This is a genomic window from Qipengyuania sp. RANM35, from assembly GCF_041021145.2.
GTDB classification, from domain to species: domain Bacteria; phylum Pseudomonadota; class Alphaproteobacteria; order Sphingomonadales; family Sphingomonadaceae; genus Qipengyuania; species Qipengyuania soli.
On the sequence record NZ_CM196433.1, the window covers coordinates 157,792 to 184,729 of the forward strand.

Annotated in this window: 24 protein-coding genes and 2 riboswitches; of the genes, 15 read left to right on the top strand and 9 right to left on the bottom strand. The window is 65.3% G+C overall.

Going from position 1 to position 26,938, the window contains the following annotated elements; translation table 11 throughout:
- From RAM60_RS00830 to RAM60_RS00845, 4 genes are read left to right on the top strand one after another with little or no spacing between them, the layout of a single operon-like run.
- Window positions 1-3,561, top strand: a complete 3,561-nt coding sequence (locus RAM60_RS00830; protein ID WP_369025979.1) for a hydantoinase B/oxoprolinase family protein — start codon at window positions 1-3, stop codon at window positions 3,559-3,561.
- Window positions 3,558-4,229, top strand: coding sequence for a DUF969 domain-containing protein (locus tag RAM60_RS00835; protein WP_369025978.1), 672 nt, complete (start codon window positions 3,558-3,560; stop codon window positions 4,227-4,229). The genes RAM60_RS00830 and RAM60_RS00835 overlap by 4 nt, the downstream gene beginning before the upstream one ends.
- Entirely contained in the window at window positions 4,226-5,176 is a 951-nt protein-coding gene (locus RAM60_RS00840; protein ID WP_369025977.1) for a DUF979 domain-containing protein, read from the top strand. The genes RAM60_RS00835 and RAM60_RS00840 overlap by 4 nt, the downstream gene beginning before the upstream one ends.
- Window positions 5,167-6,153 carry a DUF2891 domain-containing protein gene (locus tag RAM60_RS00845; RefSeq protein ID WP_369025976.1) on the top strand — a complete coding sequence of 329 codons (987 nt, stop codon included), beginning with the start codon at window positions 5,167-5,169 and terminating at the stop codon, window positions 6,151-6,153. Before RAM60_RS00840 ends, RAM60_RS00845 begins: the two co-directional genes overlap by 10 nt.
- On the opposite strand, the gene RAM60_RS00850 is transcribed toward RAM60_RS00845, so the two are convergent.
- Entirely contained in the window at window positions 6,154-8,208 is a 2,055-nt protein-coding gene (locus RAM60_RS00850; RefSeq protein ID WP_369025975.1) for a glycoside hydrolase family 3 C-terminal domain-containing protein, read from the bottom strand.
- Between the two features lie 139 nt (window positions 8,209-8,347).
- Here RAM60_RS00850 and RAM60_RS00855 point away from each other — a divergent pair, with 139 nt between their 5' ends.
- The 11 genes from RAM60_RS00855 (at window position 8,348) to RAM60_RS00905 (ending at window position 21,586) form a co-directional block, all read left to right on the top strand.
- Complete coding sequence (locus RAM60_RS00855; RefSeq protein ID WP_369025974.1) at window positions 8,348-9,319, top strand: metalloregulator ArsR/SmtB family transcription factor; 972 nt, start codon at window positions 8,348-8,350, stop codon at window positions 9,317-9,319.
- Window positions 9,320-9,336: 17 nt separating this feature from the next.
- On the top strand, window positions 9,337-10,236 hold the full coding sequence (metF, locus tag RAM60_RS00860) for a methylenetetrahydrofolate reductase (RefSeq protein ID WP_510640396.1): 900 nt from the start codon (window positions 9,337-9,339) through the stop codon (window positions 10,234-10,236).
- A gap of 2 nt (window positions 10,237-10,238) precedes the next feature.
- Window positions 10,239-11,279: a homocysteine S-methyltransferase family protein gene (locus RAM60_RS00865; RefSeq protein ID WP_369025972.1), complete on the top strand. Its 1,041-nt coding sequence runs from the start codon at window positions 10,239-10,241 to the stop codon at window positions 11,277-11,279.
- The gene (gene metH / locus RAM60_RS00870) at window positions 11,276-13,894 is read left to right on the top strand and encodes a methionine synthase (protein ID WP_369025971.1); all 2,619 of its coding nucleotides are present in this window, start codon (window positions 11,276-11,278) and stop codon (window positions 13,892-13,894) included. Before RAM60_RS00865 ends, metH begins: the two co-directional genes overlap by 4 nt.
- Window positions 13,891-14,811 (top strand): sulfite exporter TauE/SafE family protein, encoded by a 921-nt coding sequence (locus RAM60_RS00875; protein ID WP_369025970.1) that lies wholly within the window; start codon window positions 13,891-13,893, stop codon window positions 14,809-14,811. The genes metH and RAM60_RS00875 overlap by 4 nt, the downstream gene beginning before the upstream one ends.
- A 7-nt stretch (window positions 14,812-14,818) precedes the next feature.
- Window positions 14,819-16,012 (top strand): serine hydrolase domain-containing protein, encoded by a 1,194-nt coding sequence (locus tag RAM60_RS00880; protein ID WP_510640397.1) that lies wholly within the window; start codon window positions 14,819-14,821, stop codon window positions 16,010-16,012.
- Between the two features lie 57 nt (window positions 16,013-16,069).
- Window positions 16,070-16,163, top strand: a riboswitch (glycine riboswitch).
- A riboswitch (glycine riboswitch) is annotated at window positions 16,164-16,275 on the top strand.
- Window positions 16,276-16,319: 44 nt separating this feature from the next.
- Window positions 16,320-17,468, top strand: a complete 1,149-nt coding sequence (gene gcvT / locus RAM60_RS00885; RefSeq protein WP_510640015.1) for a glycine cleavage system aminomethyltransferase GcvT — start codon at window positions 16,320-16,322, stop codon at window positions 17,466-17,468.
- A gap of 4 nt (window positions 17,469-17,472) precedes the next feature.
- A complete protein-coding gene (gcvH, locus tag RAM60_RS00890; protein WP_369025967.1) occupies window positions 17,473-17,844 on the top strand; it encodes a glycine cleavage system protein GcvH in 372 nt (123 codons plus the stop codon).
- Window positions 17,845-17,881: 37 nt separating this feature from the next.
- Window positions 17,882-19,243, top strand: coding sequence for an aminomethyl-transferring glycine dehydrogenase subunit GcvPA (gene gcvPA, locus RAM60_RS00895; protein ID WP_369025966.1), 1,362 nt, complete (start codon window positions 17,882-17,884; stop codon window positions 19,241-19,243).
- Window positions 19,240-20,847 carry an aminomethyl-transferring glycine dehydrogenase subunit GcvPB gene (gcvPB, locus tag RAM60_RS00900; RefSeq protein WP_369025965.1) on the top strand — a complete coding sequence of 536 codons (1,608 nt, stop codon included), beginning with the start codon at window positions 19,240-19,242 and terminating at the stop codon, window positions 20,845-20,847. The genes gcvPA and gcvPB overlap by 4 nt, the downstream gene beginning before the upstream one ends.
- A gap of 16 nt (window positions 20,848-20,863) precedes the next feature.
- Window positions 20,864-21,586 (top strand): Nmad3 family putative nucleotide modification protein, encoded by a 723-nt coding sequence (locus RAM60_RS00905; RefSeq protein WP_369025964.1) that lies wholly within the window; start codon window positions 20,864-20,866, stop codon window positions 21,584-21,586.
- On the opposite strand, the gene mmsB is transcribed toward RAM60_RS00905, so the two are convergent.
- The 8 genes from mmsB to RAM60_RS00945 are packed head-to-tail and all read right to left on the bottom strand — an operon-like array spanning window position 21,573 to window position 26,915.
- Window positions 21,573-22,439, bottom strand: a complete 867-nt coding sequence (gene mmsB / locus RAM60_RS00910) for a 3-hydroxyisobutyrate dehydrogenase (RefSeq protein ID WP_369025963.1) — start codon at window positions 22,437-22,439, stop codon at window positions 21,573-21,575. The genes RAM60_RS00905 and mmsB overlap by 14 nt on opposite strands.
- A gap of 1 nt (window position 22,440) precedes the next feature.
- Entirely contained in the window at window positions 22,441-23,223 is a 783-nt protein-coding gene (locus RAM60_RS00915) for an enoyl-CoA hydratase-related protein (protein WP_369025962.1), read from the bottom strand.
- On the bottom strand, window positions 23,220-24,266 hold the full coding sequence (locus RAM60_RS00920) for an enoyl-CoA hydratase/isomerase family protein (RefSeq protein WP_369025961.1): 1,047 nt from the start codon (window positions 24,264-24,266) through the stop codon (window positions 23,220-23,222). Before RAM60_RS00920 ends, RAM60_RS00915 begins: the two co-directional genes overlap by 4 nt.
- Entirely contained in the window at window positions 24,263-24,652 is a 390-nt protein-coding gene (locus RAM60_RS00925; RefSeq protein ID WP_369025960.1) for a VOC family protein, read from the bottom strand. The genes RAM60_RS00920 and RAM60_RS00925 overlap by 4 nt, the downstream gene beginning before the upstream one ends.
- A complete protein-coding gene (locus tag RAM60_RS00930) occupies window positions 24,649-25,794 on the bottom strand; it encodes an acyl-CoA dehydrogenase family protein (RefSeq protein ID WP_369025959.1) in 1,146 nt (381 codons plus the stop codon). Before RAM60_RS00930 ends, RAM60_RS00925 begins: the two co-directional genes overlap by 4 nt.
- Before the next feature lie 40 nt (window positions 25,795-25,834).
- Complete coding sequence (locus tag RAM60_RS00935; protein WP_510640020.1) at window positions 25,835-26,134, bottom strand: I78 family peptidase inhibitor; 300 nt, start codon at window positions 26,132-26,134, stop codon at window positions 25,835-25,837.
- Window positions 26,125-26,421 carry an I78 family peptidase inhibitor gene (locus RAM60_RS00940; protein WP_369025957.1) on the bottom strand — a complete coding sequence of 99 codons (297 nt, stop codon included), beginning with the start codon at window positions 26,419-26,421 and terminating at the stop codon, window positions 26,125-26,127. Before RAM60_RS00940 ends, RAM60_RS00935 begins: the two co-directional genes overlap by 10 nt.
- A gap of 11 nt (window positions 26,422-26,432) precedes the next feature.
- Window positions 26,433-26,915 (bottom strand): hypothetical protein, encoded by a 483-nt coding sequence (locus RAM60_RS00945; protein ID WP_369025956.1) that lies wholly within the window; start codon window positions 26,913-26,915, stop codon window positions 26,433-26,435.
- Window positions 26,916-26,938 lie beyond the last annotated feature (23 nt).

Here is a 26,938-nt window from a genome sequence, read left to right on the forward strand (position 1 = left end):
GTGGCAGAAGAGAAGTTCGAGGGCTGGCGCTTTGCAATCGACCGCGGGGGGACTTTCACCGACGTCGTCGCGACCACGCCCGATGGCAGGCTGGTCACCGACAAACTGCTATCCGAGAACCCCGGCTTCTACGACGATGCCGCCAGCGAGGCGGTTCGCCGCCTGATGGCGCGGCATGGGTCCGGCCCGATCGCCGAGGTGCGCATCGGCACGACCGTCGCGACCAACGCCCTGCTCGAGCGCAAGGGCGAGCGCCTGGCGCTGGCGATCACGCGCGGTTTCGGTGATGCCCTGCGCATCGGCACGCAGGCGCGGCCCGACATCTTTGCGCGTCATATCGTGCTCCCCGAGCAATTGCCTTCGCGGGTATTGGAAATCGACGAGCGTGTTTCGGTCGATGGCGAAGTCCTGCACCCGCTCGACGAGGCGCAGGCCCGCGCCGGTTTCGAGGCCTTGCGAGGCGAAGGCTACGATGCGCTTGCCATCGTCCTGATGCACGGCTGGAAGCACCGTGATCACGAGGAGCGATTGGCGCGGATCGCCCGTGAACTCGGCTTTGCCCAGATCAGCGTCAGTCACGAGGTCGCACCGCTGATCCGCCTGATACCGCGCGGTGATACGACCGTGGTGGATGCCTATCTCTCGCCGGTCCTGAGCCGCTACACCGACACGCTGCAGGCGAGCCTGCCCGCGACCGGATCGCTGCGCTTCATGCAGTCGAACGGGGGCCTTGCGGAAGTCGGCGCATTTCGCGGCAAGGATGCGATCCTCTCGGGCCCCGCGGGCGGTGTAGTCGGCATGGTCGCGGCGAGTGCGCCTCTCGGCCACCGCAAGCTCATCGGTTTCGACATGGGCGGCACCAGCACCGACGTCGCTCACTATGCCGGCGAGTACGAGTTGACCGGCGATAGCGTGGTCGCAGGCGTAAGGGTCGCCGCACCAATGATGCAGATCCACACCGTGGCGGCGGGCGGCGGCTCGATCTGCCGCTTTGACGGGTCCCGCTTCCGTGTCGGGCCGGAAAGCGCCGGGGCCGATCCCGGACCTGCCTGCTATCGCAAGGGCGGCCCGCTGACGGTGACGGACTGCAACCTGTTCCTTGGCCGCATCGATCCGGCATTCTTTCCCAGGGTGTTCGGTGAACAGGGCAATGAAGCGCTCGATCCACATGCCTCCGCTGGTCGGCTGGCGGAGGTCGCGGCCTTGCTCGACGAGCCGCGCGCACTCGAGGAAATCGCCGAAGGCTTCCTGGCCATCGCGGTCGACAACATGGCCAACGCCATCCGCAAGATCAGCGTCGCGAGGGGGCATGACGTGACCGCCTATGCGCTCGCTTGCTTCGGCGGGGCGGGCGGGCAGCATGCCTGCAAGGTCGCCGATGCCCTAGGGATGGAGACCGTACTCGTCCATCCGCTGGCAGGTATCCTGTCGGCCTACGGCATAGGATTGGCCCCGGTCAAAGCCATCCGCGAGGTCAGCCTCGTGCGGCCCTTGGGGGAGAGCTACGCCGGGGAGCTGGCCGCTCTCGCTGACGAAACGAGCGAGGCCCTGATCGAACAGGGCATCACTCCCGAAGCCATAACCCTCGAACGTCGCGCGCGCCTGCGGTTTGCCGGCAGCGACAGCGTGCTCGCGGTCGATTGCGGCGATGTCGCCACGATGGACACGGCCTTCCGCACACTGCACCGCCAGCGCTTCGGCTACTCCGACGCTGATGCGGCGATTGTCGTCGAGGCACTGAGTGTCGAGGCCAGCGGACAGTCAGGCGGGCTCGGCGGGATCATCCCCGAACCTGTCGCGGCGACGGGTGAGCCCTCGGGAAGCTGGCGAACGGTGGAACGCGCCAGCATGAGGGCTGGCGAGACCATCGACGGACCGGCGCTGGTCATCGATCCGGGCTCGACCACCGTCGTCGAGCAAGGCTGGCAGGCTCGGCTGGAGAATGAGGGAAGCCTCGTCATTACGCGCACAGTCCCGCTCGCGCGCGAACGTGCCGCCGGGACCGCGGTCGACCCGGTGCGCCTCGAGATTTTCAACAACCTCTTCATGGCCATCGCCGAGGAAATGGGCGTAGTCCTCCAGTCGACCGCGACCTCGGTCAATATCAAGGAGCGGCTCGATTTCTCCTGCGCCCTGTTCGACCGCACGGGCGCGCTGATCGCCAACGCGCCGCACATTCCGGTCCATCTCGGCAGCATGGGTGACAGCATCGCGCGGGTGATCGAGGCGCGTGGCGAGGGGCGTGACGGGCGCGGCTTCCGGCGCGGCGACGCCTATGTCCTCAACGATCCCTATCGCGGCGGCACGCACTTGCCCGACATCACCGTCATCGTTCCGGTTTTCTATGGCGAAGCCGGCGAGGAACCCGACGCCTTCGTCGCCGCGCGCGGACACCATGCCGACATCGGCGGGATTGCCCCGGGTTCGATGCCACCTGAAAGCCGAACCATCGAGGATGAAGGCGTCCTGATCGACAACGAGCTGCTGGTCGACGAGGGGTATTACCGCGAGGCCGGGATGCGTGAGGTGCTCGCTTCCGCGCTCCACCCTGCGCGCAATCCCGACCGCAACTTGTCCGACCTGCGGGCCCAGCTTGCGGCGTGCACGCGCGGCGCGGAACTGTTGCAGCAAGCGGCGCGGGAGCAAGGCGAGGCGGTGGTCGCTGCCTACATGAATCACGTCCTCGCCAATGCCGAGGAAAGCGTGCGGCGCCTGCTCGACCGGCTCGAGGATGGCGCGTTCGCCTACGAGATGGACAATGGCGCGGTGGTGAAAATTGCCATTCGCATCGACCGCGCAAATCGCTCGGCCGTGTTCGACTTCAGCGGTACCAGCGAACAACTGCCCGACAACTTCAATGCCCCGCGTTCGATCACGCGCGCCGCCGCACTCTATGTCCTGCGCACGCTGATCGACGACGTGATCCCGATGAACGATGGGTGCCTGCGCCCGGTCGAGCTGGTCGTGCCCCAATGCTCGATGCTCAATCCCGCGCCCGGAGCAGCGGTGGTTGCGGGCAATGTCGAGACGAGCCAAGTCGTCACCGACGCGCTGTTCGCGGCTACCGGCCGCCTCGCGCCGAGCCAGGGGACGATGAACAATTTCACCTTCGGCAATTCGCGGCACCAGTATTACGAGACGATCTGCGGCGGCTCGGGCGCAGGGCCGGACCATGACGGGACCAGCGCAGTGCAGACGCACATGACCAATTCGCGCCTGACCGATCCCGAAATCCTCGAGACGCGCCTGCCGGTCAGGCTCGATAGCTTCGCCATCCGCAGCGGTTCGGGCGGGAAGGGTGCGCACAAGGGAGGCGACGGGGTCGAGCGGCGCGTGACCTTCCTCGAGCCGATGCGCGCGAACATGCTTGCCAACCGTCGCCGGATCGCTCCCAAAGGCATTTGCGGTGGCGGGGATGCGCAGCCCGGTCGCAACTGGGTCGAGCGCGCGGACGGAACGCGCGAGGAACTGGGGGCAACCGGCTCCGCCGAAATGCTGCCGGGCGATACGTTCGTGATCCTGACGCCCGGCGGCGGGGGATACGGGGAGGAGAAGCCATGAACTACTGGCCACTGGCCGGCATCGCGATCGTCGTCATCGGCTTCGCGCTGCGCTTCAATCCGCTGATGGTGGTGGTCGGCGCGGCGCTGGCCACCGGGGTTCTCGCCGGGCTCGATCTCGTCGCGGTGATCGAGGCGCTGGGCAAGGCGTTCAACGACAACCGCTACATCTCGGTCACATGGATCATCCTGCCGGTTATCGGTCTCCTCGAACGCTATGGGCTGCAGCAGCGTGCGCGGACGGTGATCGAGGGGATGCGCGGGGCGACCATGGGCAGGTTGCTGGTGATCTACCTAGCCTTCCGCCAGCTGACTGCGGCGCTCGGCATGAAGGATATCGGCGGCCACCCGCAGGCGGTCCGTCCCCTGGTTGCCCCTATGGCGGAGGCGGCGGCTGAAAAGACGCATGGCGACCTGGCCGAGGACGAGCGCGAGAAGGTCAAGGCGATGGCGGCGGCAACCGACAATGTCGGCCTGTTCTTCGGCGAGGATATCTTCTTCGCCATCGCGTCGATCCTGCTGATCCAGGGCGTTTTCGAAAGCGCGGGCTATCCCCTGACGCCGCTGCAACTGTCGGTCTGGGCCATTCCGACCGCGATCTGCGCCTTCCTCATTCATGGCAGCCGCATCCTCGCGATGGACCGTCGTTTGGGGAGGGTCGCGCGATGATCACCTACGAATGGCTCTACGTCCTTGCAGGGATTTTCTTCGCCATCTGGGCGTTGCTCTCGCTGCGCGACGGGCGCAAGGGGAACGCCGCGTTCTGGGCCCTGCTCGCAGGCAGCTTCCTTTTCGGCAGCCATTTTTCGGACCTCGTCAACGGCCTGCTCGTGCTCGCCATGGTCGGCATCGCCGGTTTGGGCGGCCTCAAGCGCAGCGATCCGCCGACCACCAGCAACGAGGAACGGGCGACAAGTTCGACGCGGCTCGGTAACCGACTTTTCCTGCCCGCGCTGATCGTGCCGCTGACCGCTGTCGCGGGGACGCTGCTCTACAACTACACGCCGCTGGGCGAGACCGGCCTGTTCGAGGAACGACGCGAGACGCTGCTTCTGTTCGGGATCGGCGTGCTGGTGGCGCTGGTGGTGGCCATGCTGCGGCTGAAACCGCCGGTCCTCGCCCCGGCCGAAGAGGGGCGACGCTTGCTCGATTCCATCGGTTGGGCCGCGATCCTCCCGCAGATGCTCGCTGCCCTGGGCGCGGTCTTCGCGCTTGCCGGCGTCGGCGACATCATCGGCGGTGTCGCGGGAAGCGTCATTCCCGAGGGCAGCGTGTTCCTGACCGTGCTGGTCTATGCGCTCGGCATGGCGCTGTTCACGATGATCATGGGCAATGCCTTTGCCGCCTTTCCGGTCATGGCCGCCGCCATCGGCATCCCGCTGCTGGTCCAGCAATACGGCGGCAACCCGGCGGTCATCGGCGCAGTCGGCATGCTCGCCGGGTTCTGTGGTACGCTAATGACCCCGATGGCGGCGAACTTCAACATCGTGCCTGCCGCGCTGCTGGAACTGAAGGACCAGAATGCGGTGATCCGCCAGCAGGTCGGTACCGCACTGCCGCTGTGGGTGTGCAACGTCGCGATCATCTATGTCGGAGCATTCCTGCTGTGGAACTGACCGAGGATATCGCCCGCAATTTCGCGCGCATTGCGCTCGGCCATGTCGCGCGGCCCTATCCCTACAAGGACGACCATGTCTACGAGGGGGAAGATGATGTGCGCGCACCCCGTGAGGCGCATCCGGTCTTCTTCGGCAGTTTCGACTGGCATTCCTGCGTCCATGGCTGGTGGACGCTGCTGACCCTGCGGCGGCTGTATCCGGATATGCCCGAGGCAGCAGCGATAACGGCGCTGGCCGAGGGAACTTTCACCGAGGAAAAGCTGGCTGTCGAACTCGCCTATCTCGAACGGCCATCGTCGCGCGGTTTCGAGCGGCCTTATGGCTGGGGCTGGCTGCTCTATCTCCACCTCGAAGCCGAGCGCGCTGCCGAACACGGTTGGGGCGAGCGCCTTGAGCCGCTGGCGAGAGCTTTCGCCGCGCGACTGGCGGAATACTTGCGCATCCTGACCTATCCGATAACCGTCGGCACGCACTTCAATACGAGCTTCGCCCTGATCCTGGCGCGCGAGTGGGCAGCGCGGCACGACCCGGTCCTTCTCGCCACGATCGACGACTGGTCGATAGCCGGCTTTTCGCATCGCGGTGACTACCGGGGATGGGAACCCGGTGGTGATGAGTTCCTTTCGCCAGTGCTATGCGCCTCGATGCTGATGAGCCGCGTGATGCCCTTCACGCTGTTCGAGCCATGGGTCGACGGGCTGGTGCTGGGAAATGGCTGGATCGAGCGCGAGTGCCGCCCGGTAACGGTCTCCGATCGCAGCGATGGCAAGATTGCGCATCTCGACGGCCTCAATCTGAGCCGGGCCTGGTGCCTGCGTGGTATCGGGAAGGCGTTGGGCGATCATCCGGCTCTTCCGCTGATCGAGCGACGGGCGAGCGAGCATCTCAAGGCTGCGATGCCGCACGTCGCGGGCGACTATATGGGTGAACACTGGCTGGCGAGCTTCGCGCTTCTCGCGCTGCTCGAAGGCTGATCAGCCGGCGCGCAGGCCCCGGAAGGGGACCATGACGCCCGCGCCCGAAACTCCGCTGGTCATCGCATCGGCCACCGCCTGCGGGACAACGATTTCGCCCGACTGGCCGCGACTGGCGTTGACCGCGAGGCTGACTTCATAGTTCCCGGCTGCGACGACGAGACGACCCTCCTGGTCGAGGGCTCCCAGTTCCTCCGCGCCGATCTCGAAGATGGCCCGCTCGGCATCGCCCTGCTGGAGGGTCAGGCGGCGGAAATCCCTCAATCCGGGTTCCATTTGCGGATCCGGGCCGAGCTTGCGGACATAGAGCTGGATGACCTCGCTGCCGTCACGTTCGCCCGCATTGCGCAGCACTGCGCTGGCAAGGACGCGGTCGCCGCCCAGTTCAAGGGCGAGTTCTGTCAGCGCGAAATCGGTATAGCCCAGACCGTGACCAAAGGGGATGCGCACCTTTCCGTCGCTGCCATGCAGGGCATAGGGCAGGCGACCCACCGGCTCGCGGTCGCCCGTCAGGACTTCGGCAATCGCATGACCGGAGCGGCTGCCCAACTGGCCGGCATGAAGCACGCAGGGGAGCGGGCTTCCGCCTATTTCGGGGTCGATTGCACGTTCACCGAGGGTGACCAGCACAAGTCGCGGGTTGGCTGCGCGCAGTGTTTCGATCAGCGTTCGATGTGCTTCGCCAAGCGGGGAACCGGCATCGTCGCTGACATCACCGAGAACGAGGACCACGGTGTTGGAACGGCGCGCCGCTTCGCCGGCCATGCCGATCGCCATCCGGTCGGCATCGATCATGCGCGAAACCGCCGCGCCATCCTGGCGCAGGGCAAGCCCAGGTGCGAACTTGTAGATGATTCCCAGTTCGTCGAGCCCGTCGATGATGCTGGCCGCTTCGCCCGCAGCGCCGCCAAGGGGGAGCGAACGGTCGCGTGCCGCGCTGCCGACCACCAGGACTTCGCCCGAATCCACTGTCAGCGGAAGGAGGGCCGGATCGTTGCGCAGCAATACGATCGACTTGCGCGCGAGATCGAGCACGGGGTCGCGGATGGTGGCGGGAGCGCGAGGCGAGTCGTGAAGGGTCGGTCGAAAGAGCCCGAGGTCGTACTTGGCGCCAATTACCCGGCGAACTGCGTCGTCGAGAGTCGAGCGCTCTATGCGACCCGCCGTGACCGCCGCCACGATCCGATCGACCGAGAGGCCGACAAAGCCGGGGGAAGTCAGGGGCTGCCCCGATAGTTCTGCGAGTTCGCTCCAGTCCGAAAGCATGATCCCGTCATAGCTGCCAGGCCTCGACAGGTACTCCACAGGATCCGGCAGTGGCGAACGACGGTCGCTGACGCGCTGCATGATCGGGTCGAGCGCGATGCTGGCGGGTTGGGCTTGACGCAAGGCGGAAAGAACGATGTCGGCTCGTTCGGCTGCATGGCGAGCTGCTGCTTCGCGCGAAACGCTGCCGCGCGGCGTGGTACCATTGGGGTACTGCAGGCACGCGAGCAGGCGATGGCGCCGTTCGTCGTCACTCGATTGGAGGCCGAGAATCCGTGCAACCGCCATGCGCTTTGCCAGGACCGGGGAGTCGCCGGAGCTCTGCGAAAAGCTGCTCCCCTCCACTTGGTCGCCGGTTGCGACCACCGGCGACAGCGCCCAGTTGATCCCGATTGCTCCGGCCTCGTCGGCCACGAGCGTCTCGGCAGCCTCGACGGCCTGGGGGTCCCAGCTGGCAGCGGCGCTGATCGGTGTGGGCAGGTGGGTGCGGATTCCCGAACCCGTTTCGGCCATCACGAACAGCGGAATGCCGAGGCGGGTTTCCTCGATTGCGATACGTTGCAGCCGCTGGATTTCGCTGGCGCTGCGCAGGCCCACGACACCGCCGACAAGGCCGCGGCGCAACTGGTCGAGGAGATGGGCTTCGGTGCTCGATGCTGCCGATCCGCTTTCGGGGGCCTGGGGAAACAGGACGAGCTGGCCCGCCTTCTCCTCGAGCGTCATATACTCGAGCAGGTCCTCGACGAACCGTTCGCGTTCGGGCGCGGGCTGGGTTGGGCCGGCAGGCATTTCGCCACCGGTGATCGCCGAGAATGGTAAATATCCCGTTTGCGAACGAGGAATTGGCCGCAGGAAAGCTATCGTTTGGTCGCACGACAGCTGCGCGATTTACAGATATAAAAATATCTTTATATCCTCTGGTTTCGATATGCGAACCGAAGCAACCTTCCGCGCGCTTGCCGATCTTACGCGCCTTCGCATCCTGCGCTTGCTGGGTTCGATGGAGCTTGCCGTCGGCGAAGTCGCGCAAGTCCTCGCACAGAGCCAGCCTCGCGTGTCACGACATATCGGGATCCTGTGCGATGCAGGACTTGCCGAACGCAGGCGCGAAGGCAGCTGGACATTCGTGCGCGCATGCTCGGCCTCGATCGAAGGCGCATCGCTTTGTGGCGGGGTCCTGCGCCTGCTGGCAGACGCCGAAGAGGACGATCCGGCATTCGCTGCCGCCTGTGATGCGGACCGGCGGAAACTCGCCGAAATCCGCAAGTATCGCGAGGAAGAAGCGCAGGCCTATTTCGCGCGCCACGCTGGCGACTGGGACGAGTTGCGCCGCCTTCACAGTTCGGACGAGGCGGTCGAGGATGCGCTGGCAAAGGCCTTGGGCGGACGCCAGCTCGGTCGCCTGCTCGATATCGGCACCGGCACCGGACGGATGGCCGAATTGCTGGCCGAGCGGACCGAACACATCGTGGCTCTCGACAAGAGCCTCGCCATGCTGCGCGTCGCGCGGGCCAAGCTCCAGCACCTGCCGGCGGATCGCGTCGAACTGGTGCAGGGCGATTTTTCGTCACTGCCCTTCGCGGCGGCAAGCTTCGACACGGTGCTCTTCCACCAGGTCCTCCATTTCGCGCAGTCCCCGGACGCCGTCCTTGCGGAAGCGGCCCGCGTCACCCGTGCGGGCGGGAGGATTGCGATTGTAGATTTCGCTGCCCACCAGCGCGAGGAATTGCGCGAACGCCATGCCCATGCGCGCCTCGGCTTCGAAGATGCCCAGATGGACAAGCTAATGGAATATGCCGGTTTCGACCCCGTCCCCGCCATTGCGCTCGAGGATGGCGAACTGGTGGTGAAGATCTGGATTGGCGAAAGAGCCGCCGAAAGAAGGAAAGCCGTCTCGTGAGCCCAACCGTCGACCAGATGCGAGAAGCGCAACGGGCGCTGGAAACGCCGCTCTTTTCCGGCCTGCCCGGCGATATCGAAGTGAGCTTCGAATTCTTCCCGCCAAAGACGGAAAAGATGGGCGAGACCCTGTGGCATGCGGTCGAAACGCTGAAACCGCTCGGCCCCCGTTTTGCCAGCGTGACCTACGGCGCCGGGGGATCGACCCGCGAGCGTACGCACCAGCAGGTCGTCCGCATCCAGAACGAGGCGGGAATCCCCGCAGCTGCCCACCTCACCTGTGTCGAGGCGACCCGCGAGGAGGTGGACGAGGTTGCCCGTCACTATTGGGAAGAGGGTATCCGCCACATCGTCGCACTGCGCGGTGATCCGCCGGACGGCAGCGGCAAATATACGCCGCATCCGGGCGGCTATGCCAATGCGGTGGAACTCATCACGGGTCTCAAGAAGATCGCCGATTTCGAAATTTCGGTGGCCGCCTATCCCGAGGTCCATCCGGACTCGCCCGACGCACAGGCCGACATCGCCAATCTCAAGGCCAAGTTCGACGCCGGCGCGACCCGGGCGATCACCCAGTTCTTCTTCGACCCCCAATGCTTCTTCCGTTTTCGCGACGAGGCTGCTCGTGCCGGAATCGAGGGCGAGATCGTGCCGGGCATCATGCCGGTGCTGAGCTTCGCCGCCGTCCAGCGAATGAGCGGACTATGCGGCACGGCCATCCCCTCGTGGATGGAAGGCCTGTTCGAGGGGCTCGACGACCGTCCCGAGGCGCGCCAGCTGGTCAGCGCGACCATCGCCGCCGAGCTCTGTCGCCGCCTTTATGCGGGCGGGGTGCGCCAGTTCCACTTCTACACCCTCAACCGCGCCGAGCTGAGCTATGCCATCTGTCACATGCTCGGTTTGCGTCCGAAGGCCTGATTATGACGAAGCGTGAAGAGTTCGCAGCTGCAGCGGCGCAGCGCATCCTGATCAAGGACGGGCCCTATGGCACGGAGATCCAGCGCGCCAGGCTGGCCGCCGAAGACTATGCAGGCGACACCGGCCTCGCGCACGACCAGAAGGGCAACAACGACCTCGTCAACCTGACCCAGCCGCAGGTCATCCGCGCCATCTGCGACAGTTACATCGCGGCGGGCGCACATATCCTTGCAACCAACACCTTCAACGCCAACCGGATCAGCCAGGCCGATTACGGAGCCGAAGGGCTGGTTCGCGACATCAACGTGTCGGCGGCGCGGATCATTCGCGAGGCGGTCGATGCGCAGACCGATGGCGTGCCGCGCTTCGTCGTCGGCGCAGTCGGACCGACCAACAAGACCCTGTCGCTCTCGCCCGATGTCGAGGATCCCGGATATCGCGAGGTCGATTTCGACACCATCGTCGATGTCTATCGCGAACAATGCGCCGCGCTAGTCGAAGGCGGGGTGGACTTCATCCTCGTCGAGACGGTGTTCGATACACTGAATTGCAAGGCCGCAATCATGGCGGTGAAGCAGCTCGAGCGCGAGCTGGGGCGGGACATCCCGCTGATGATCTCGCTAACGCTGACCGACCTGTCGGGGCGCAACCTCTCGGGTCATACGGTCGAGGCGTTTTGGTACACGGTGCGTCATGCGAAGCCGCTGACCATCGGCCTCAATTGCAGCTTCGGCGCAGAGCAGCTGCGCCCGCACGTCCAGCTGTTGTCCTCCGTCGCCGACACCTACCTCATGGCCTATCCCAACGCCGGCCTTCCCAACGACCTCGGCGAATATGACGAGGTACCGGAGACGACCGCTGCACTGACTCGCGTATGGGCCGAAAATGGGCGCATCAATGCTCTTGGCGGGTGCTGCGGCTCCACGCCTGCACATATCGCCGCCATGGCGAAGGCAGTCGAAGGCCTGGCTCCGCGCAAGCTGCCGACCATTGCCCCCGACATGCGCCTTGCCGGCCTCGAACCCTTCACGATTGCAGCATGACCGACACACAAACCACCACTGCCCGCTTCGTCAATATCGGTGAACGGACGAACGTCACCGGGTCTGCGGCGTTCAAGAAGCTGATCCTTGGCGGCGAGTACGACAAGGCAGTCGAGGTCGCGCGCCAGCAGGTCGAGAACGGTGCGCAGGTGATCGACGTCAACATGGACGAAGGCCTGCTCGATGCGGTCGCGGCCATGACCACCTTCCTCAAGCTCATCGCTGCCGAGCCCGACATCGCGCGCGTGCCGGTGATGATCGACAGCTCCAAGTGGGAAGTGATCGAGGCGGGCCTGAAATGTGTTTCGGGCAAGCCCATCGTCAATTCGATCAGCATGAAGGAAGGCGAAGATGCTTTCCTGGACCATGCCCGCAAATGCATGGACTACGGTGCGGCAGTGGTCGTGATGGCCTTCGACGAGAAGGGCCAGGCCGATACGAAGGACCGCAAGGTCGAGATCTGTTCGCGCGCCTATGACATCCTCACCGGCATCGGCTTCCCGCCCGAGGACATCATCTTCGATCCCAACATCTTCGCCGTTGCGACGGGGATCGAGGAGCACGACCGCTACGGGCTCGATTTCATCGAGGCAGTGGCCGAGATCAAGGCGCGCTGCCCCCATGCGCGGACCAGCGGGGGGCTTTCCAACCTCAGTTTCAGTTTCCGCGGCAACGAGACCGTGCGCCGCGCGATGCACTCGGTGTTCCTCTATCATGCGATTCCTGCCGGGCTCGATATGGCGATCGTCAATGCGGGCCAGCTCGACGTCTATGACCAGATCGATGCAGGCCTGCGCGAAGCGTGCGAAGATGTGATCCTGATGCGCCGCCCGGATGCGACCGAGCGGCTGATCGAGCTTGCGGAAAGCTACAAGGGCAAGTCCGCCGCAGACGAGAAGGCCGCCGAGGAATGGCGCGGCTGGCCGGTCGAGCGCCGGATCGAGCACGCGCTGGTCAAGGGTATCGACGCCCATGTGGTCGAGGATACCGAGGAAGCCCGCCAGCAATTCGCGCGCCCCATCGAGGTCATCGAAGGACCGCTGATGGACGGCATGAACGTGGTCGGCGACCTGTTCGGCAGCGGCAAGATGTTCCTGCCCCAGGTGGTGAAATCCGCCCGTGTCATGAAGAAGGCGGTCGCCCACCTCATCCCCTTCATCGAAGCGGAGAAGGAGGCATCGGGTCTTGCCGACCAGTCGAAGGGCAAGATCGTCATGGCGACGGTCAAGGGCGACGTTCACGATATCGGCAAGAACATCGTCGGCGTGGTCCTGCAGTGCAACGGGTACGAGGTCATCGATCTCGGTGTGATGGTGCCATGGCAGCAGATCCTCGCTGCCGCGAACGAGAACGGAGCCGACATGATCGGCCTCTCGGGCCTCATCACTCCCTCGCTCGACGAGATGGTGACGGTTGCCGAGGAAATGCAGCGGGCTGGCCTCACCATGCCACTGCTGATCGGCGGGGCGACCACGAGCAAGGTCCACACGGCGTTGCGCATCGATCCGGCCTACGAGGGCCCGGTGATCCATGTCCTCGACGCGAGCCGCGCGGTGGGCGTCGCCAGCCGCCTGCTCTCCGACACGCAGCGTGACGAGTTCGTGGATACGACCGCAGCCGAATACGAGAAGGTCCGCGATGCGCGCGAGGGCAAGGGGCAGAGCGTCCTGCTGACCATCGAGGAAGCGCGGGCGAATTTCTTCGATGCCTATCTTTCGGACAAGGCCGCACCGCCGCTGCAACCGGGGGTGCACGCCTTCGACGACTGGGACCTGGCGGACCTGCGCCACTACATCGACTGGACGCCATTCTTCCGCGCCTGGGAACTGCACGGGACTTACCCTGCGATCCTCAAGGACGAGGTCGTGGGCGAGACCGCGCAGCAATTGTTCGCCGATGCCAACGCCATGCTCGACCGGATCATCGCCGAAAAGTGGCTGGTGGCGAAGGGGGTGGCGGGCTTCTGGCCCTGCGCGCGGGATGGCGACGATGTAACGCTTCATATAGCGGAAGAAGAGCGTCACGTAGTGCTCCCCTTCCTTCGGCAGCAGGTGAAGAAGAGCCGTGACCGGGCGAACATGTGCCTTGCCGATTTCATCGATCCGGCGGGCGACTGGATCGGCGGTTTCGCGGTTGGCATCCATGGCATCGAACCGCATTCGGCGCGCTTCAAGGACGACAAGGACGACTATTCGGACATCCTTCTGAAAGCGCTGGCTGATCGCTTCGCGGAGGCCTTCGCCGAGCGCCTCCACCAGCATGTCCGCACCGAGCTGTGGGGCTATGCGCCGCAGGAACAGCTGACCAACGAGGCGCTGATCAAGGAAGAGTATCGTGGCATCCGTCCGGCGCCCGGTTACCCGGCGTGTCCCGACCACAGTTTGAAGCCGATCCTCTTCGATCTTCTCGACGCGCCGAAGAACGCGGGGCTTACCCTGACCGAAAATTTCGCCATGTATCCCACGGCTGCGGTCAGCGGGTTCTACTTCGGCCACCCGGAAGCACAGTATTTCGGCGTCGCGCGGATCGGGCGCGACCAGCTTGAGGACTATGCGCGCCGCCGCGGGGTCGATATTGCGACCGCCGAGAGATGGCTGCGACCGAATCTGGATTGAGCGCGCTGCCCCGGGGGCGGCTGGTGTGGATCGGCGGCAGCATCATGCTGGCCGCATACATTCTGCTGCTCATCGCAGTCCCGTTCCAACCCGACCTGATGCGCGAACTCTGGTTCCTGCCGGGCATCGGGGTGATCGGGGCGATCATTGCCAACACCTCGGGAACCGGTGGCGGCGTGGTCTTCGTGCCGGTCTTCAACGCCTTGCGCGAATGGGGGGTCATGGACCTCCAGCCATTACAGGTCGTAGGCGTTTCCATGGGCATCCAGAGCTTCGGCATGACCATGGGGGCCCTGCGCTGGACCGACCGCCTCTACCACCAGCCCGCGCCCGAGCCGCTCCACGCCCTCGTCTGCCCGCGCGATTTCTTCACCGTCGCATTCGGCGTCCTCGCATTATCGCTTCCAGCAATGCTGTTGACCCAGCGTTTCACGGCCTTCGACCAGCATGCGGTCCTGATGGGATACAAGGCTTTCTCGGTCCTGCTCGGCGTCGCGCTCATCGGCTCGACCTGGACGGTCAACATGGCGCGGCCCGAGAAAACGCAGCTCAAGAGGTTCGACCTGATAGTCCTGCTCGTGCTTGCCATCCCGGGCGGCGTGCTGACCGCCTTGTTCTCGGTCGGTGTCGGGGAGCTGGTCGCGCTCTACCTCTTCATTCGCCACTACCCGGTACTGCTGTGCACGGGTGCGGCCTGCCTCATCTCCTCGATCAGCGTGCTCAGCGGGGCGATCTGGCACGTCGAGGCGGGCACGATGCAGTGGGAGGTCGTACTCCTCGCCGGTCCGGGCGCGGCGCTCGGCGGCTTCCTCGCGCGGCCCATAGCGCTGTGGCTGGGGGCACGGCGCCTCAAGACCATGGACGGTGCGTGGATCGTGCTGTCGGCGCTATACCTGCTGTGGCTCAACTGGCGCTGAGGTGATGATGCGGCTCTTTCTCACGGCTTCACTTGCCCTTTTGGCAGGCTGCGCTTCGGTGCCTAAGGCTCCTGCGTCTCCCCCGCCGGCGGCGGTCGCTGTCGTCTTCGACAAGGAGAACGTCAGACCCGTGGTGGTTGAGGGCATGGCCGACCGTTCCACCATGCGCGCGGTCACAGCCAGCGATCCCGTGCGCATCGCCAGCATATCGAAGCTCGTCATGGCACTGGCGGCCATGCGCCTAGTCGACGAAGGCAAGGTCGACCTCGACCGCGACGTTTCGGATTATCTCGGCTGGAAACTGCGCCACCCCGATTATCCCGACGTGCCGGTTACCCTCGCACAATTGCTCTCGCACCGGTCGGGCCTGCGCGACGATGCGGGTTATGTCATACCGCTGAGCGAGAGCCTGCAGGCGAAGTTCACTGATCCCGCGGCCTGGTATCATGGCGCACCGCCGGGAGAGGCTCCCTTCGAATATGCCAATGTCGGTTCGCCCGTGGTCGCGACGGTGCTCGAGGCGGCGAGCGGCGAGCGTTATGATCGGCTGGTCGAGCGAACGGTCTTCGCGCCGCTGGGCATCGAGGCCTGCCTCAACTGGATCGGCTGTGCGCAGGATTTCGCCGAGCGCGCGGTGGTACTCTATCGCAGCACCGGCGAGGTCGCGCGCGATGCCGCCGGGGACCGCCCGCCCAATTGCACTATCCCGGTCGCCGAAGGTGCCGCATGTAACCTTGAAGCCTATGTGCCGGGGACCAATGCCTCGATCTTCTCGCCGCAGGGCGGAGTGCGCATCGGGATGGTGGATCTGGCGAGACTGGGTCAGGCCATCATGAACGAGAATCCCCTCCTGCTCGACCCTGTCGGATTCGCCCGGCTCAAGCGCCCGGAACCGCCGACTGCCGGGAGCGCACCGCTGTTCTGCTTCTACGGCCTCGCCGTGCAGACGCTCCATCCCGGGCTGGCGGGCTGCAACGACGATCTCTTCCCCGATGTCGCGCGCCGGTACGGTCATGCGGGCGAGGCCTATGGGCTGCGCTCGGGGCTGTGGATCGACCCGGAGGGCCACCGCGGCATCGCCTATTTCGTTACCGCCGTGCCTGAGCCCGAAGTCGAGGACACCGGCGGCTTTTCCGACGAGGAACGGGCGCTCGTCGCGCGTGCCGTGGAAATTGCCTCACGGGGCAAGGGTAGAGATTGACCGTGCCGCGCTAATCGCGCAGGGCAATCGGCGTCGGCCACGGGAGCGATTCTGCGGCAGGCGCGCACGGGAGAGACCGGCGGGGCAACCCTCCGGCGCCGAAGGAGCAACCGCCCCGGAAACTCTCAGGCCCACGGACCGTGCGCTGCCATCGGCACTCTGGAAAGCGTCGCCATCATCGGCGGCCACCGAAGGGGTAAGCCCGCGCACCTTTGCATAAAGGTGGGGGCCAGTCTCTCAGGTTTCCCGACAGAGGGGGCATGGAAATGTTGCGCTCCGCAAGGGGCGGCCATGCTGTCGGGGAAGTTTGTTGAGCGAAGACATCGAAATAGAAGAACCCGAAACCGGCACGTTGCCGCTCGATGCCTGGCATCGCGGCAAGGGCGCGCGCATGGTCGAGTTCGCCGGATACTGGATGCCGATCCAGTACGAAGGCATCGTGGCCGAACACGAATGGACCCGCACCAATGCCGGCCTGTTCGATGTCAGCCACATGGGGCAGCTGCTGTTGTCCGGTCCGGATCTCGACGCGGCCGTGGAAGCCGTGTTGCCGATCGACCTGTCGACCCTGAAACTAGGCCAGCAGCGCTATTCGCTGCTGCTCGACGAGGATGGCGGCGTGCTCGACGACCTGATGGTCTCGCGCTGGCCGGAAAGCCTGTATCTCGTTGTCAACGGTGCGACCAAGTGGGACGATATCGGGCATCTGCGCGAATACCTGCCCGACGAGATCACCCTCAACCACCTCGACGAGCAGGCGCTGCTGGCGCTGCAGGGGCCCAAGGCGGCGGATGCGCTGGCGCGCCATGCGTCGGGTGAATACCCGCTGTCGGCGCTGACCTTCATGAAGTTCGGTCGCTTCACCATCGCAGGTCACGAGGTGACCATTGCCCGCGCCGGTTACACGGGCGAGGACGGTTTCGAGATTTCGCTTCCCGGCCATGCAGCCGAGGAAATCGCCGACCTGCTGTGCGGCGAACCCGAAGTGAAGCCCATCGGACTTGGCGCGCGCGACAGCCTGCGCCTCGAGGCAGGCCTGCCGCTTTACGGCCACGACCTTTCGCCTGAAACCTCGCCCATCGAAGCAGGCCTGGTGTTCGGCATCAACAAGCGCCGCGGCAGCCCCGTTGAACAGGGTGGGGGCGGCTATCCCGGTGCGACACGGATCAATCGCGAAATCGTCGAAGGCACGCTGCGCAAATGGGTCGGCCTCAAGGTCGAAGGCCGCATGCCCGCGCGCGAAGGTGCCGAGGTCTTTGCCGGCGGCGAGCAGGTCGGGGTGGTGACCAGTGGCGGTTTCTCGCCCACGCTCGGTGCGCCCATCGCCATGGCCTATGTCGCCAGCGCCCATGCCGCGACAGGCACCGCGCTCGAAATCGAAGTCCGTTCGAAGCGTCTGGCGGCCACGGTCGTCCCGACACCTTTCGTCCCCCACCGCTACTACAGAGGGAAATGATCCGATGGCCCGTTACTTCACCGATGAACATGAATGGATCGACGTCGACGGCGACACTGCCACGGTCGGCATCACCGATTATGCGCAGGGCCAGCTCGGCGACATCGTCTTCGTCGAACTCCCCTCAGCCGGCACTTCGCTCAGCAAGGGCGGCGATGCGGCAGTGGTGGAAAGCGTCAAGGCGGCAAGCGACGTCTACGCCCCTATCGACGGCGAAGTGACCGAAGGCAACGGCGCGCTCGAGGACGATCCCGCTCTCGTCAACACCGCGCCCGAAGGCGATGGCTGGTTCTTCAAGATGACCATCGGCGACGCGAGCCAGCTCGACGGCCTGATGGACGAAGCCGCCTACAAGGCCTTCTGCGACAGTCTCTAATTGATCGTCCCCGTGCCGGGGACCCCGAGGACATACGATGCGCTACCTGCCGCTTACCCAGGATGACCGTTCGGCGATGCTCGCCCGGATCGGTGCCAGCAATATCGACGATCTCTTCGTCGACGTGCCCGAGGAAGCCCGCCTGTCGGGCCCGATCGCGGGTCTCCCGCTGCATGCCAGCGAGATGGCGGTCGAGAAGCACATGCGGCGCCTGTCCAAGAAGAACCTCGCGGCGGCCGATGCTGCGTTTTTCCTCGGTGCCGGGGCGTACAAGCATCACGTCCCGGCGAGCGTCGACCACATCATCCAGCGCGGCGAGTTCCTGACCGCCTACACGCCTTACCAGCCGGAAATCGCGCAGGGCACGCTGCAGATGCTGTTCGAGTTCCAGAGCCAGGTCGCCCGCCTCTATGGCTGCGCGGTCGCCAATGCCTCGATGTACGACGGGTCGACCGCGTGCTGGGAAGCAGTGGCGATGGCCGGGCGCGTGACCAAGCGCAAACGCGTGGTCCTCTCGGGCGCTCTGCACCCGCACTATGCCGAGGTCGTCAAGACCATGGCGAAGTTCACCGAGGACGAGATCGCATCTGCCTCGCCCGCGCTCCAGGCCGCGCCGGATAACGCTGGCCTGATCGCGCGGATCGACGACCAGACCAGCTGCGTCGTGGTCCAGTACCCCGACATCCTCGGACGCATCCCCGACCTCGCCGAGATTGCCGAGGCGGCTCATGCCAAGGGCGCGCTGCTGATCGCGGTCAATACCGAGCCCGTCGCGCTGGGCGCGATCAAGTCGCCGGGCGAGCTCGGTGCGGACATCGTCGTGGGCGAAGGCCAGTCGATCGGCGTCGGCCTGCAGTTCGGCGGGCCGTACCTCGGCCTCTTCGCGGTGCGCGATCCCAAGCATGTGCGCCAGATGCCGGGCCGCCTGTGTGGCGAGACGGTCGATGCCGAGGGCAAGCGCGGCTTCGTGCTCACTCTCTCGACCCGCGAGCAGCACATCCGCCGCGAGAAAGCGACATCGAACATCTGCACCAACTCGGGCCTCTGCGCGCTGGCGTTCAGCGTCCACATGACCCTGCTCGGCGAGAAAGGCCTGCGCGCGCTGGCGGCGGAAAATCACCGCCTCGCCTGCCTCGCCGCCGACCGGCTGGCAAAGGTTCCGGGTGTAAGCGTCCTCAACGACGCCTTCTTCAACGAGTTCACCCTCCGTCTCGGCACGGATGCGCGCAAGGTCGTGCGCACTCTCGCCGACAGGGGCGTTCTGGCGGGCGTCTCGCTCGGCCGCCTGTTCCCGGCGCATGAGGAACTCGCCGACGGCCTGCTCGTCGCAGTGACCGAAACCACCACCGAGGAGGACATTGAAATGCTTGCCTCCGCTCTCGAGGAGGTGCTGGCATGAACGCGCCAAACGCATCCGGCTGGAAGCCCGGCACGCCTGTCGAAGGTCACAACGCCATGAGCGGTCCCGATACCGCCACCGGCAACCGCGCGCTGATGCTGGAAGAGCCGCTGCTGTTCGAGATCGGCCATGTCGAGCAGACCGGCGTCGACCTTCCCGAACCTCAGGGCGGCGCGAACCGCCTGGGCGGTTTCGACCGCGCCGAGGCCATCGGCCTGCCCGGTCTCTCCGAACCCGAGACCGTGCGTCACTACACGCGTCTCAGCCGCCAGAACTACGCCATCGACCTCGGCCTCTTCCCGCTGGGAAGCTGCACGATGAAGCACAACCCGCGCCTCAACGAGAAGGTCGCACGGATGCCCGGCTTCGCCGATGTCCATCCGCTGCAGCCGGTCGACACCGTGCGCGGCGCGCTCGAGGTCATCAATGAACTGGCCTTCTGGCTGATCGAGCTGACCGGCATGTACGGCGTCGCGATGAGCCCCAAGGCGGGCGCGCATGGCGAGCTGTGCGGCATCCTGTGCATCCGCGCCGCGCTGGAAGCGCGCGGCGATGCGCGCGAGGTCATCCTCGTCCCCGAAAGCGCGCATGGCACCAACCCCGCCACCGCCGCCTTTGCCGGATATCGCGTGGAGGACATTCCAGCGACCGCCGAAGGCCGCGTCGACCTCGAGGCGCTCAAGGCACGCCTCGGTCCCGATGTCGCCGGCGTGATGATCACCAACCCCAACACCTGCGGGTTGTTCGAGCGCGACTTGAAGGCGATCTCCGACGCGGTCCACGCGGCGGGCGGCTTTGTCTATTGCGACGGTGCCAACTTCAACGCCATCGTCGGCAAGGTGCGCCCGGGCGACCTTGGCGTCGATGCGATGCACATCAACCTGCACAAGACCTTCTCCACCCCGCACGGCGGCGGCGGTCCGGGTTCGGGGCCGGTGGTGCTGTCGGAAGCGCTCGCGCCGTTCGGCCCGCTGCCCTTCACTGCGCGGACCAAGGACGGCATCGTCCACCTCGTCGAGGAAGAGAACGCGGCCGAGTTCGACCACACGCAGGCCTTCGGCCGCATGACGGCCTTCCACGGGCAGATGGGCATGTTCACCCGCGCGCTGACCTACATCCTCAGCCACGGCGCCGATGGCTTGAAGCAGGTGGCCGAGGATGCGGTCCTCAACGCCAATTACATCCTGCGCAGCCTCGAGGACGTGCTCGATGCGCCCTTCGGACCCAGCGGGCCGTGCATGCACGAGGCGCTGTTCAGCGATAAGGGTTTCGCCGAGGGGCTCTCCACCCTCGATCTCGCCAAGGGGCTGATCGACGAGGGCTATCATCCGATGACCATGTACTTCCCGCTGGTGGTGCATGGCGCGATGCTGGTCGAACCGACCGAGACCGAGAGCAAGGCCGCGCTCGACCAGTTCATCGGTGCCCTGCGCAGCGTCGCAGAGCGGGCAGTGAACGGTGACGAGACACTCAAGACCGCGCCGCACTACGCCCCGCGCCGCCGCCTCGACGAGACGCTGGCGGCAAGGAAGCCGGTCCTCGCCTGGCAGGAGCCCAATCCACCTTCCGGATCGCCGAGTTTGAGCGAGCAGGGCGGGCGTTGATCGCTCGCCCGCGGTCATGAAGATCGTCTTCAGCCGGAAGGGCTTCGATAGTGCGGCGGGCGGTGGGCCTTCGCCGATTGTGGAGGGACGACCGGTAAGCCTGCCCATTCCGGCGGGCGTGGCATCGCGGACAAGCTATGGCGACCTCGGCCTTGGCGACCATGCAGCGCGGGCGAGCAGGGGACGTCATGACGCCGCTTCGCTGTGCCACCACGACCCCATGTTCACCGCTGACGGGCGCTGCCTCTTCGGACAGGTTGGCGCGGCGCAGACCCATCTGGAAAACCGCGGTGTCGGGGTGGGAGACGTGTTCCTCTTCTTCGGCCTGTTCCGCGAGGAGGGTGGCGATCTACATCACCGGATCTTCGGCTTCCTCGAAGTCGAGGATGTTATCCCGCTCGCGGGTGGTGCGCCGGGCTGGCTGGTCAAGCACAGGCATCCGCACGCGCTAGGAATGCACGGCAGCAACGACGCTATCTACGCCGGACGCGGGCAGGTGGCTGCGCGCGCGAGCGATGCGTTGCGTCTCACCGTGCCGGGCGCACAGCCCTCGCTATGGCAGCGGCCCGCATGGTTGAAGCCGGGCGGTCTGAGCTATCACGACCGTCCCGACCGCTGGCTTCGCGGCGGCAGGTTGCGCAGCGTGGCGAGGGGGCAGGAATTCGTCGCCGATATCGGGCGCAGGGCTGCGCCGCGCGACTGGCTCGCGCGGATCATCGAGGAAATCAGAGCGTCTTGATGATCGCGCTGAAGTCGAGCCCGCCGTTGGCCTCGGCGAAGCGCTCGTAAAGTTCCGCCGCGGTCGAACCGAGCACGGTGGTGGCATCGACACTCGCCGCCGCTTCCATCGCGAGGCGCAGATCCTTGAGCATCAGCGCGGTGGCGAAGCCGCCCTGGTAATCGTTGTCCGCCGGGCTCTGCACGCCGACGCCGGGGAGGGGGGTGTAGGCGTTCAACGACCAGTTGTAGCCTGACGAAACCGAGCTGATCTCGTAGAACTTCTGCGGGTCGAGGCCGAGCTTCTTCGCCATGGTCATCGCCTCTGCCGTGCCGATCATGGTGATGGCGAGGAGCATGTTGTTGCAGATCTTGGCGGTCTGGCCCGCGCCCGCAGCGCCGGCATGGATCACGGCCTTGCCCATCGGGTCGAGCACTTCGCTGGCGCGCTCGAAAGCCTTGTCGCTGCCGCCGACCATGAAGGTCAGCGTCCCGCCGTTTGCCGCCGCGATCCCGCCCGATACCGGCGCATCGACCATGTTATAGCCCGCCGCTTCGGCGGCCGCGATGACCTCCTTGGCGGTCGCGACATCGATGGTCGAACAGTCGAGCAGGATGGCACCGGCAGGCGCATGGCCGAAGACGCTGCCCTGGTAGACCGATTTCACGATACCCCCGTTGGGCAGCATGGTGACGACCGCGTCCACGCCTTCGCACGCAGCGCCTGCGTCGTCGAACACTGAACACCCATGTTCGGCGGCCGAACGCAGCGCTTCATCCGCAAGGTCGAAGGCATTCACCTCGTGCCCCGCCTTGACGAGGTTCGCGGCCATCCCGCCGCCCATGTTGCCGAGGCCGATGAAAGCGATTTTCATGTCAGCGTCCCTTCCACTTGCCCTCGCGCTTCTCGATGAACGCGCTCATGCCTTCCTTCTTGTCCTCACTGGCGGTGAGGATCTGGAAGATGCGGCGCTCGATGATCAGGCCCTGATCGAGCGAAGTCTCGAAAGCGGCGTTGACCATTTCCTTGTTGGCGATCGCGGCCATCGGCGGCTTGCTGGCGATGGTCGCGGCGGTCTTCAGCGCTTCCTCGATCAGGCTCTCGTGCGGGACGACGCGTGCGACGAGGTTCGCGCGCTCGGCCTCTTCGGCGCCCATCATCCGGCCCGTCAGGCACATTTCCATCGCCTTCGACTTGCCGACTGCCTTGGTCAGCCTCTGGCTGCCGCCCATGCCCGGGGCGACGCCGAGATTGATCTCGGGCTGGCCGAACTTGGCCTTGTCCGACGCGATGATGAAGTCGGCCATCATCGCCAGTTCGCACCCGCCGCCCAGCGCGAAGCCGTTGACTGCCGCGATCCACGGCTTGCGGGTCTTCTTGACGATCTCGCTGGTCCAGGGGCTGAAGAAGTCGTCGAGATAGAAGTCGGCCGCCGCCTTCTCGCTCATCTCCTTGATGTCCGCGCCTGCGGCGAAGGCTTTGTCGCCCGAGCCGGTCAGAACCGCGCACAGCTGGCTGGCATCGGCCTGGTAGGCAGCAAAAGCGTCGATCAGCTCGTCCAGCACCTGCGAGTTGAGCGCGTTCAGCGCCTGCGGGCGATTGAGCGTGATCAGCGTAACCGCGTCACGCTTCTCGACGGTGATGGTTTCGTAACTCATAGGGGTTTCCATTCCTCGTTGGCGGGAAGCGGGGCGAAGATGCTGTCGAGCAGTTCCTCGCTCACGCCCTCGGGCGTTGCCGGGTCCCATTTGGGGTCGTGTGTCTTGTCGACGATCACCGCGCGGACACCCTCGGCAAAATCGGGGCGGATCAGCACGCGCGAAGCGATCCGGTACTCCATTTTCATGTTGTCGGCGAAATTGTCGAGATTTTGACTTTCGGCAAATTGCCTCAGGGCGACCTTGCAGGTTTGCGGACTCTTGGTGCGCAGGGTCGCGAGTTCCTTCGCCGCCCATTCGATGTCGTCCAGCTCGAGACTTTCGAGGATATCCTCGTACCTATCGGAAGCGAAATGCTTGGCGATCCGCTCGGCATTGGCTTCGATGCGTGCTGGTGGGGGCGTCTCGGAAAGTTCGGAAAGGATGCCCGCAATGCGATCCGGATGCTCGGCTATGCGAGCCTTCGCTTCGGCCAGTTTCTCAGCCGGCAGGTAGTGCGTGGCGATGCCGGCCCACAGGCATTCCGACCCGTCGAGCCGCGCGCCGGTAAGCGCGAGGAATTGCCCCAGCCTGCCGCCGAGACGCGAGAGGTGCCAGCCGCCGCCGACATCGGGAAACAGGCCGATGCCCGTCTCCGGCATGGCGAACCGCGTGTTCTCGGTCGCCACGCGGTACTTGCACGGCATGGCGATGCCCACGCCGCCGCCCATGGTGATGCCGTCCATGAAGGCCACGATGGGCTTCGCGTACTCGAACATCTGGTGATTGAGCTGGTACTCGTCATGGAAGAAGGCGCGCCCGCTCTTGCCCCCGTCGTTCAATGCGGAATGGCGCAGCAGGTTGATGTCGCCCCCGGCGCAGAACCCACGCCCTTCGGCGTGGTCGAGGATGACCGCCTCTACCGCATCGTCCTCGGCCCACTTGGCGAGGCCCGCGCTCATCGCGTGGCACATGTCGAGGGTCAGCGCGTGGAGCGCCTTGGGCCGGTTGAGCGAGATGTGCCCCGCGCGGCCGTGGGTATGGATATGGACCTCGTCGGTCATGCGGCATCCTTGCGTTCGATAAGGTCCCAGCGGTTGCCCCAGGGATCGTTGAAGACCGCGACGGTGCCATAGGGCTCCTCGCGCGGTCCGTCGGTGAATTCCACCCCCCATGCGGTCATGCGGCCATGGTCGGTGGCGAAGTCATTGGTGTCGAGGAACCAGCCCACGCGGCCGCCGGTCTGGTTGCCGATGGCGGAGCGTTGGTCGTCGTTGACGGCGCGGGCGAGCAGCAACCTGCCGCCATGCGATCCGGCCATGACCACCCAGCGCTTGCCTTCGCCAAGGTCGCTGTCCTCTTCCAGCGCGAAGCCCAGTGCGTCGCGGAAGAAGGCGATGGCCTCGTCATAGTCGGGCACCACCAACGCCGTCATGGCGAGGCCAATCATTGGCGCAGCATCTCGCGACCGACGATCATGCGCATGACCTGGTTGGTGCCTTCGAGGATCGAGTGGACCCTGAGGTCGCGCCAGAAGCGCTCGATCGGGTATTCCTTGAGGTAGCCGTAGCCGCCGAACAGCTGCAGTGCGTCGTTGACGATCTTGCTCCCGCTGTCGGTCGCCAGCCGCTTTGCCATGGCCGAGAACTTGCTCTTGTCGGGCGCGTTGTCGGTGACCTTGGCTGCCGCGAGATAGAGCAGGGCGCGCGCTGCCTCGAGATCGGTGGCCATGTCGGCGAGCATGAACTGGGTGTTCTGGAAGTCGGCGATCGGCTGGCCGAACTGCTGGCGTTCCTTGGTGTACTTCACTGCCTCATCGAGACAACGCTGGGCCCCCCCCAATGAGCAGGCACCGATGTTGAGGCGACCGCCGTCGAGGCCTGCCATGGCATAGCGGAACCCGTCGCCTTCCGGCCCGACGCGGTTGGCCACGGGCACGCGGCAATCCTCGAAAATCAGCTGCGCCGTGGGCGATGCGTTCCAGCCGAGCTTCTTCTCCGGCTTGCCGAAGGAGAGGCCGGGGGTGTCCTTCTCGATCACGAGGCAGGTGATGCCCTTGGACTTGTGCTCGCCGGTGCGGACCATGACGACATAGATATCGTTGAAGCCGCTGCCCGAAATGAACTGCTTGGTGCCGTTGAGGACATAGTGGTCGCCATCGAGCACAGCGGTGGTCTTGAGCCCCGCCGCGTCCGATCCCGAACCCGGTTCGGTCAGGGCGTAGCTGGCAATTTTTTCCATGGTCACGAGGCTCGGCAGGAAGCGCGATTTCACGTCCTCGCCGCCGAAGCGGTCGATCATCCACGTTGCCATGTTGTGGATCGAGACATAGGCGCTGGTCGCCGGGCAGCCATAGGCCATGGCTTCCATGATCAGCGCCGCTTCGAGCCGCCCGAGGTTGATGCCGCCCGATTCCTCGCTGACGTAGATCGCGCCGAAGCCGAGCTCGCCGGTCTTCTGGATAACGTCGCGGGGGAAGTGGCTCTTCTCGTCCCATTCGGCGGCGAAGGGGGTGATGTTGTCGGCCGTGAACCGCTGCGCCATTTCCTGGATCGCGAGCTGGTCGTCGGTAAGTGCAAATTGTCCGGTCATGGCGCGTGCCCTAGCGCCGGACGGGGCAGGATGGAAGGCGTCAGCCGCAGGTAATCGCGGTGATACGGCCTTCCCCGTTCAGGGTAACGCGGACCCGCCACGGGCTGAATGCCGTGGTCACAATCATGTCGGGCTCGATCCATTCGAATATGCGGGCGCGCGTCACGTCCTGGATGCTCTGGGCAATCTCCTGCGAGGCTTGCCGGCCGACATGGACCTGTGCCGGTTTCGCATCACAGGCGCCCTCGGCGGCTGCACGCTCGGTGAGGCTCGAATAGCGAGGGGCACATGCCGCCACCGACATGAGCCCCGTGATCGAAACCAGTACGGCTAGCCGCAAGTGATCTCGGTGATTTTCATCGCGTTATCGTAACGCACGTTCACTCGGTCCGGGCGATAGTCCATGGTCCAGGCCGAATCCGACGGACCCCACCGCAGGGTGCGAGCGCCACTCTGCTGCTGGATCGCAGCACCCATGTCGGCGCTGGCGGTATGGCCGATATGCCCCTGAACTGCGGCCGCATCGCAAGTATATGTCGGTTCTGCCGCCGGAGTGCTGGCCGGCTCCTCGTAGGCCGCGCACGCTGCAAGGGGCAGGGCGATGGCGATCAGGGCAATCGAACGCATGGGCATTCTCCTCAGTTGTCGCAACGCATCAGCTTTATCGGGTCTATCCGGTCCTCGTCTACCGAGGACTCGGTGAGTGTATTACCATCGTCGGAAAGATCGAGCTTGCGAGCCATCTGCCACTTCTCTCCCTCGCCCTCCATGGCCAGCGAGACGACGATGCTGTCCGCGCTGTCTACCTCGATGCGCGTGACCTCGCCCCGCGACTCATAGAATCGGATGGACTTGGGCGCGATCTCCAGCCGCATGTCGGACGGCACGTCGCAACTACCCTTGTCGTGATCCCACACGCCCAGGAAGGCTGAGGGAATTTCCTCTGCCGTGACAGGGGTTGGCGAGGAAGTTGGTGACGTCTGCGCGGAAGCCTTCGCTTCGCCAGAGCCGGCTGCGCCAGCAGGCTCATCTGCTCCCGATGCATCCGGTCCCGGCGAACATGCCGCCATGGTCAGGAACAATACGGGAAGGAGCGGGCGAAGGAGGGCTGCATGGTTCATGAAGCCTCCAACGCCCGGGTTGA

What these genes read in the sequence shown, in the direction of transcription:
- RAM60_RS00850 (WP_369025975.1), bottom strand. Translation starts at nt 8,208, where the DNA reads ATGCCTGCCGGCCCAACCCAGCCCGCGCCCGAACGCGAACGGTTCGTC.
- gcvPB (WP_369025965.1), top strand. Translation starts at nt 19,240, where the DNA reads ATGAACGCGCCAAACGCATCCGGCTGGAAGCCCGGCACGCCTGTCGAA.
- RAM60_RS00940 (WP_369025957.1), bottom strand. Translation starts at nt 26,421, where the DNA reads ATGCGTTCGATTGCCCTGATCGCCATCGCCCTGCCCCTTGCAGCGTGC.
- RAM60_RS00930 (WP_369025959.1), bottom strand. Translation starts at nt 25,794, where the DNA reads ATGACCGGACAATTTGCACTTACCGACGACCAGCTCGCGATCCAGGAA.
- RAM60_RS00920 (WP_369025961.1), bottom strand. Translation starts at nt 24,266, where the DNA reads ATGACCGACGAGGTCCATATCCATACCCACGGCCGCGCGGGGCACATC.
- RAM60_RS00880 (WP_510640397.1), top strand. Translation starts at nt 14,819, where the DNA reads ATGCGGCTCTTTCTCACGGCTTCACTTGCCCTTTTGGCAGGCTGCGCT.
- RAM60_RS00905 (WP_369025964.1), top strand. Translation starts at nt 20,864, where the DNA reads ATGAAGATCGTCTTCAGCCGGAAGGGCTTCGATAGTGCGGCGGGCGGT.
- RAM60_RS00865 (WP_369025972.1), top strand. Translation starts at nt 10,239, where the DNA reads ATGACGAAGCGTGAAGAGTTCGCAGCTGCAGCGGCGCAGCGCATCCTG.
- RAM60_RS00925 (WP_369025960.1), bottom strand. Translation starts at nt 24,652, where the DNA reads ATGATTGGCCTCGCCATGACGGCGTTGGTGGTGCCCGACTATGACGAG.
- gcvH (WP_369025967.1), top strand. Translation starts at nt 17,473, where the DNA reads ATGGCCCGTTACTTCACCGATGAACATGAATGGATCGACGTCGACGGC.
- RAM60_RS00840 (WP_369025977.1), top strand. Translation starts at nt 4,226, where the DNA reads ATGATCACCTACGAATGGCTCTACGTCCTTGCAGGGATTTTCTTCGCC.
- RAM60_RS00855 (WP_369025974.1), top strand. Translation starts at nt 8,348, where the DNA reads ATGCGAACCGAAGCAACCTTCCGCGCGCTTGCCGATCTTACGCGCCTT.
- metF (WP_510640396.1), top strand. Translation starts at nt 9,337, where the DNA reads ATGCGAGAAGCGCAACGGGCGCTGGAAACGCCGCTCTTTTCCGGCCTG.
- RAM60_RS00915 (WP_369025962.1), bottom strand. Translation starts at nt 23,223, where the DNA reads ATGAGTTACGAAACCATCACCGTCGAGAAGCGTGACGCGGTTACGCTG.
- gcvPA (WP_369025966.1), top strand. Translation starts at nt 17,882, where the DNA reads ATGCGCTACCTGCCGCTTACCCAGGATGACCGTTCGGCGATGCTCGCC.
- RAM60_RS00835 (WP_369025978.1), top strand. Translation starts at nt 3,558, where the DNA reads ATGAACTACTGGCCACTGGCCGGCATCGCGATCGTCGTCATCGGCTTC.
- mmsB (WP_369025963.1), bottom strand. Translation starts at nt 22,439, where the DNA reads ATGAAAATCGCTTTCATCGGCCTCGGCAACATGGGCGGCGGGATGGCC.
- RAM60_RS00945 (WP_369025956.1), bottom strand. Translation starts at nt 26,915, where the DNA reads ATGAACCATGCAGCCCTCCTTCGCCCGCTCCTTCCCGTATTGTTCCTG.
- metH (WP_369025971.1), top strand. Translation starts at nt 11,276, where the DNA reads ATGACCGACACACAAACCACCACTGCCCGCTTCGTCAATATCGGTGAA.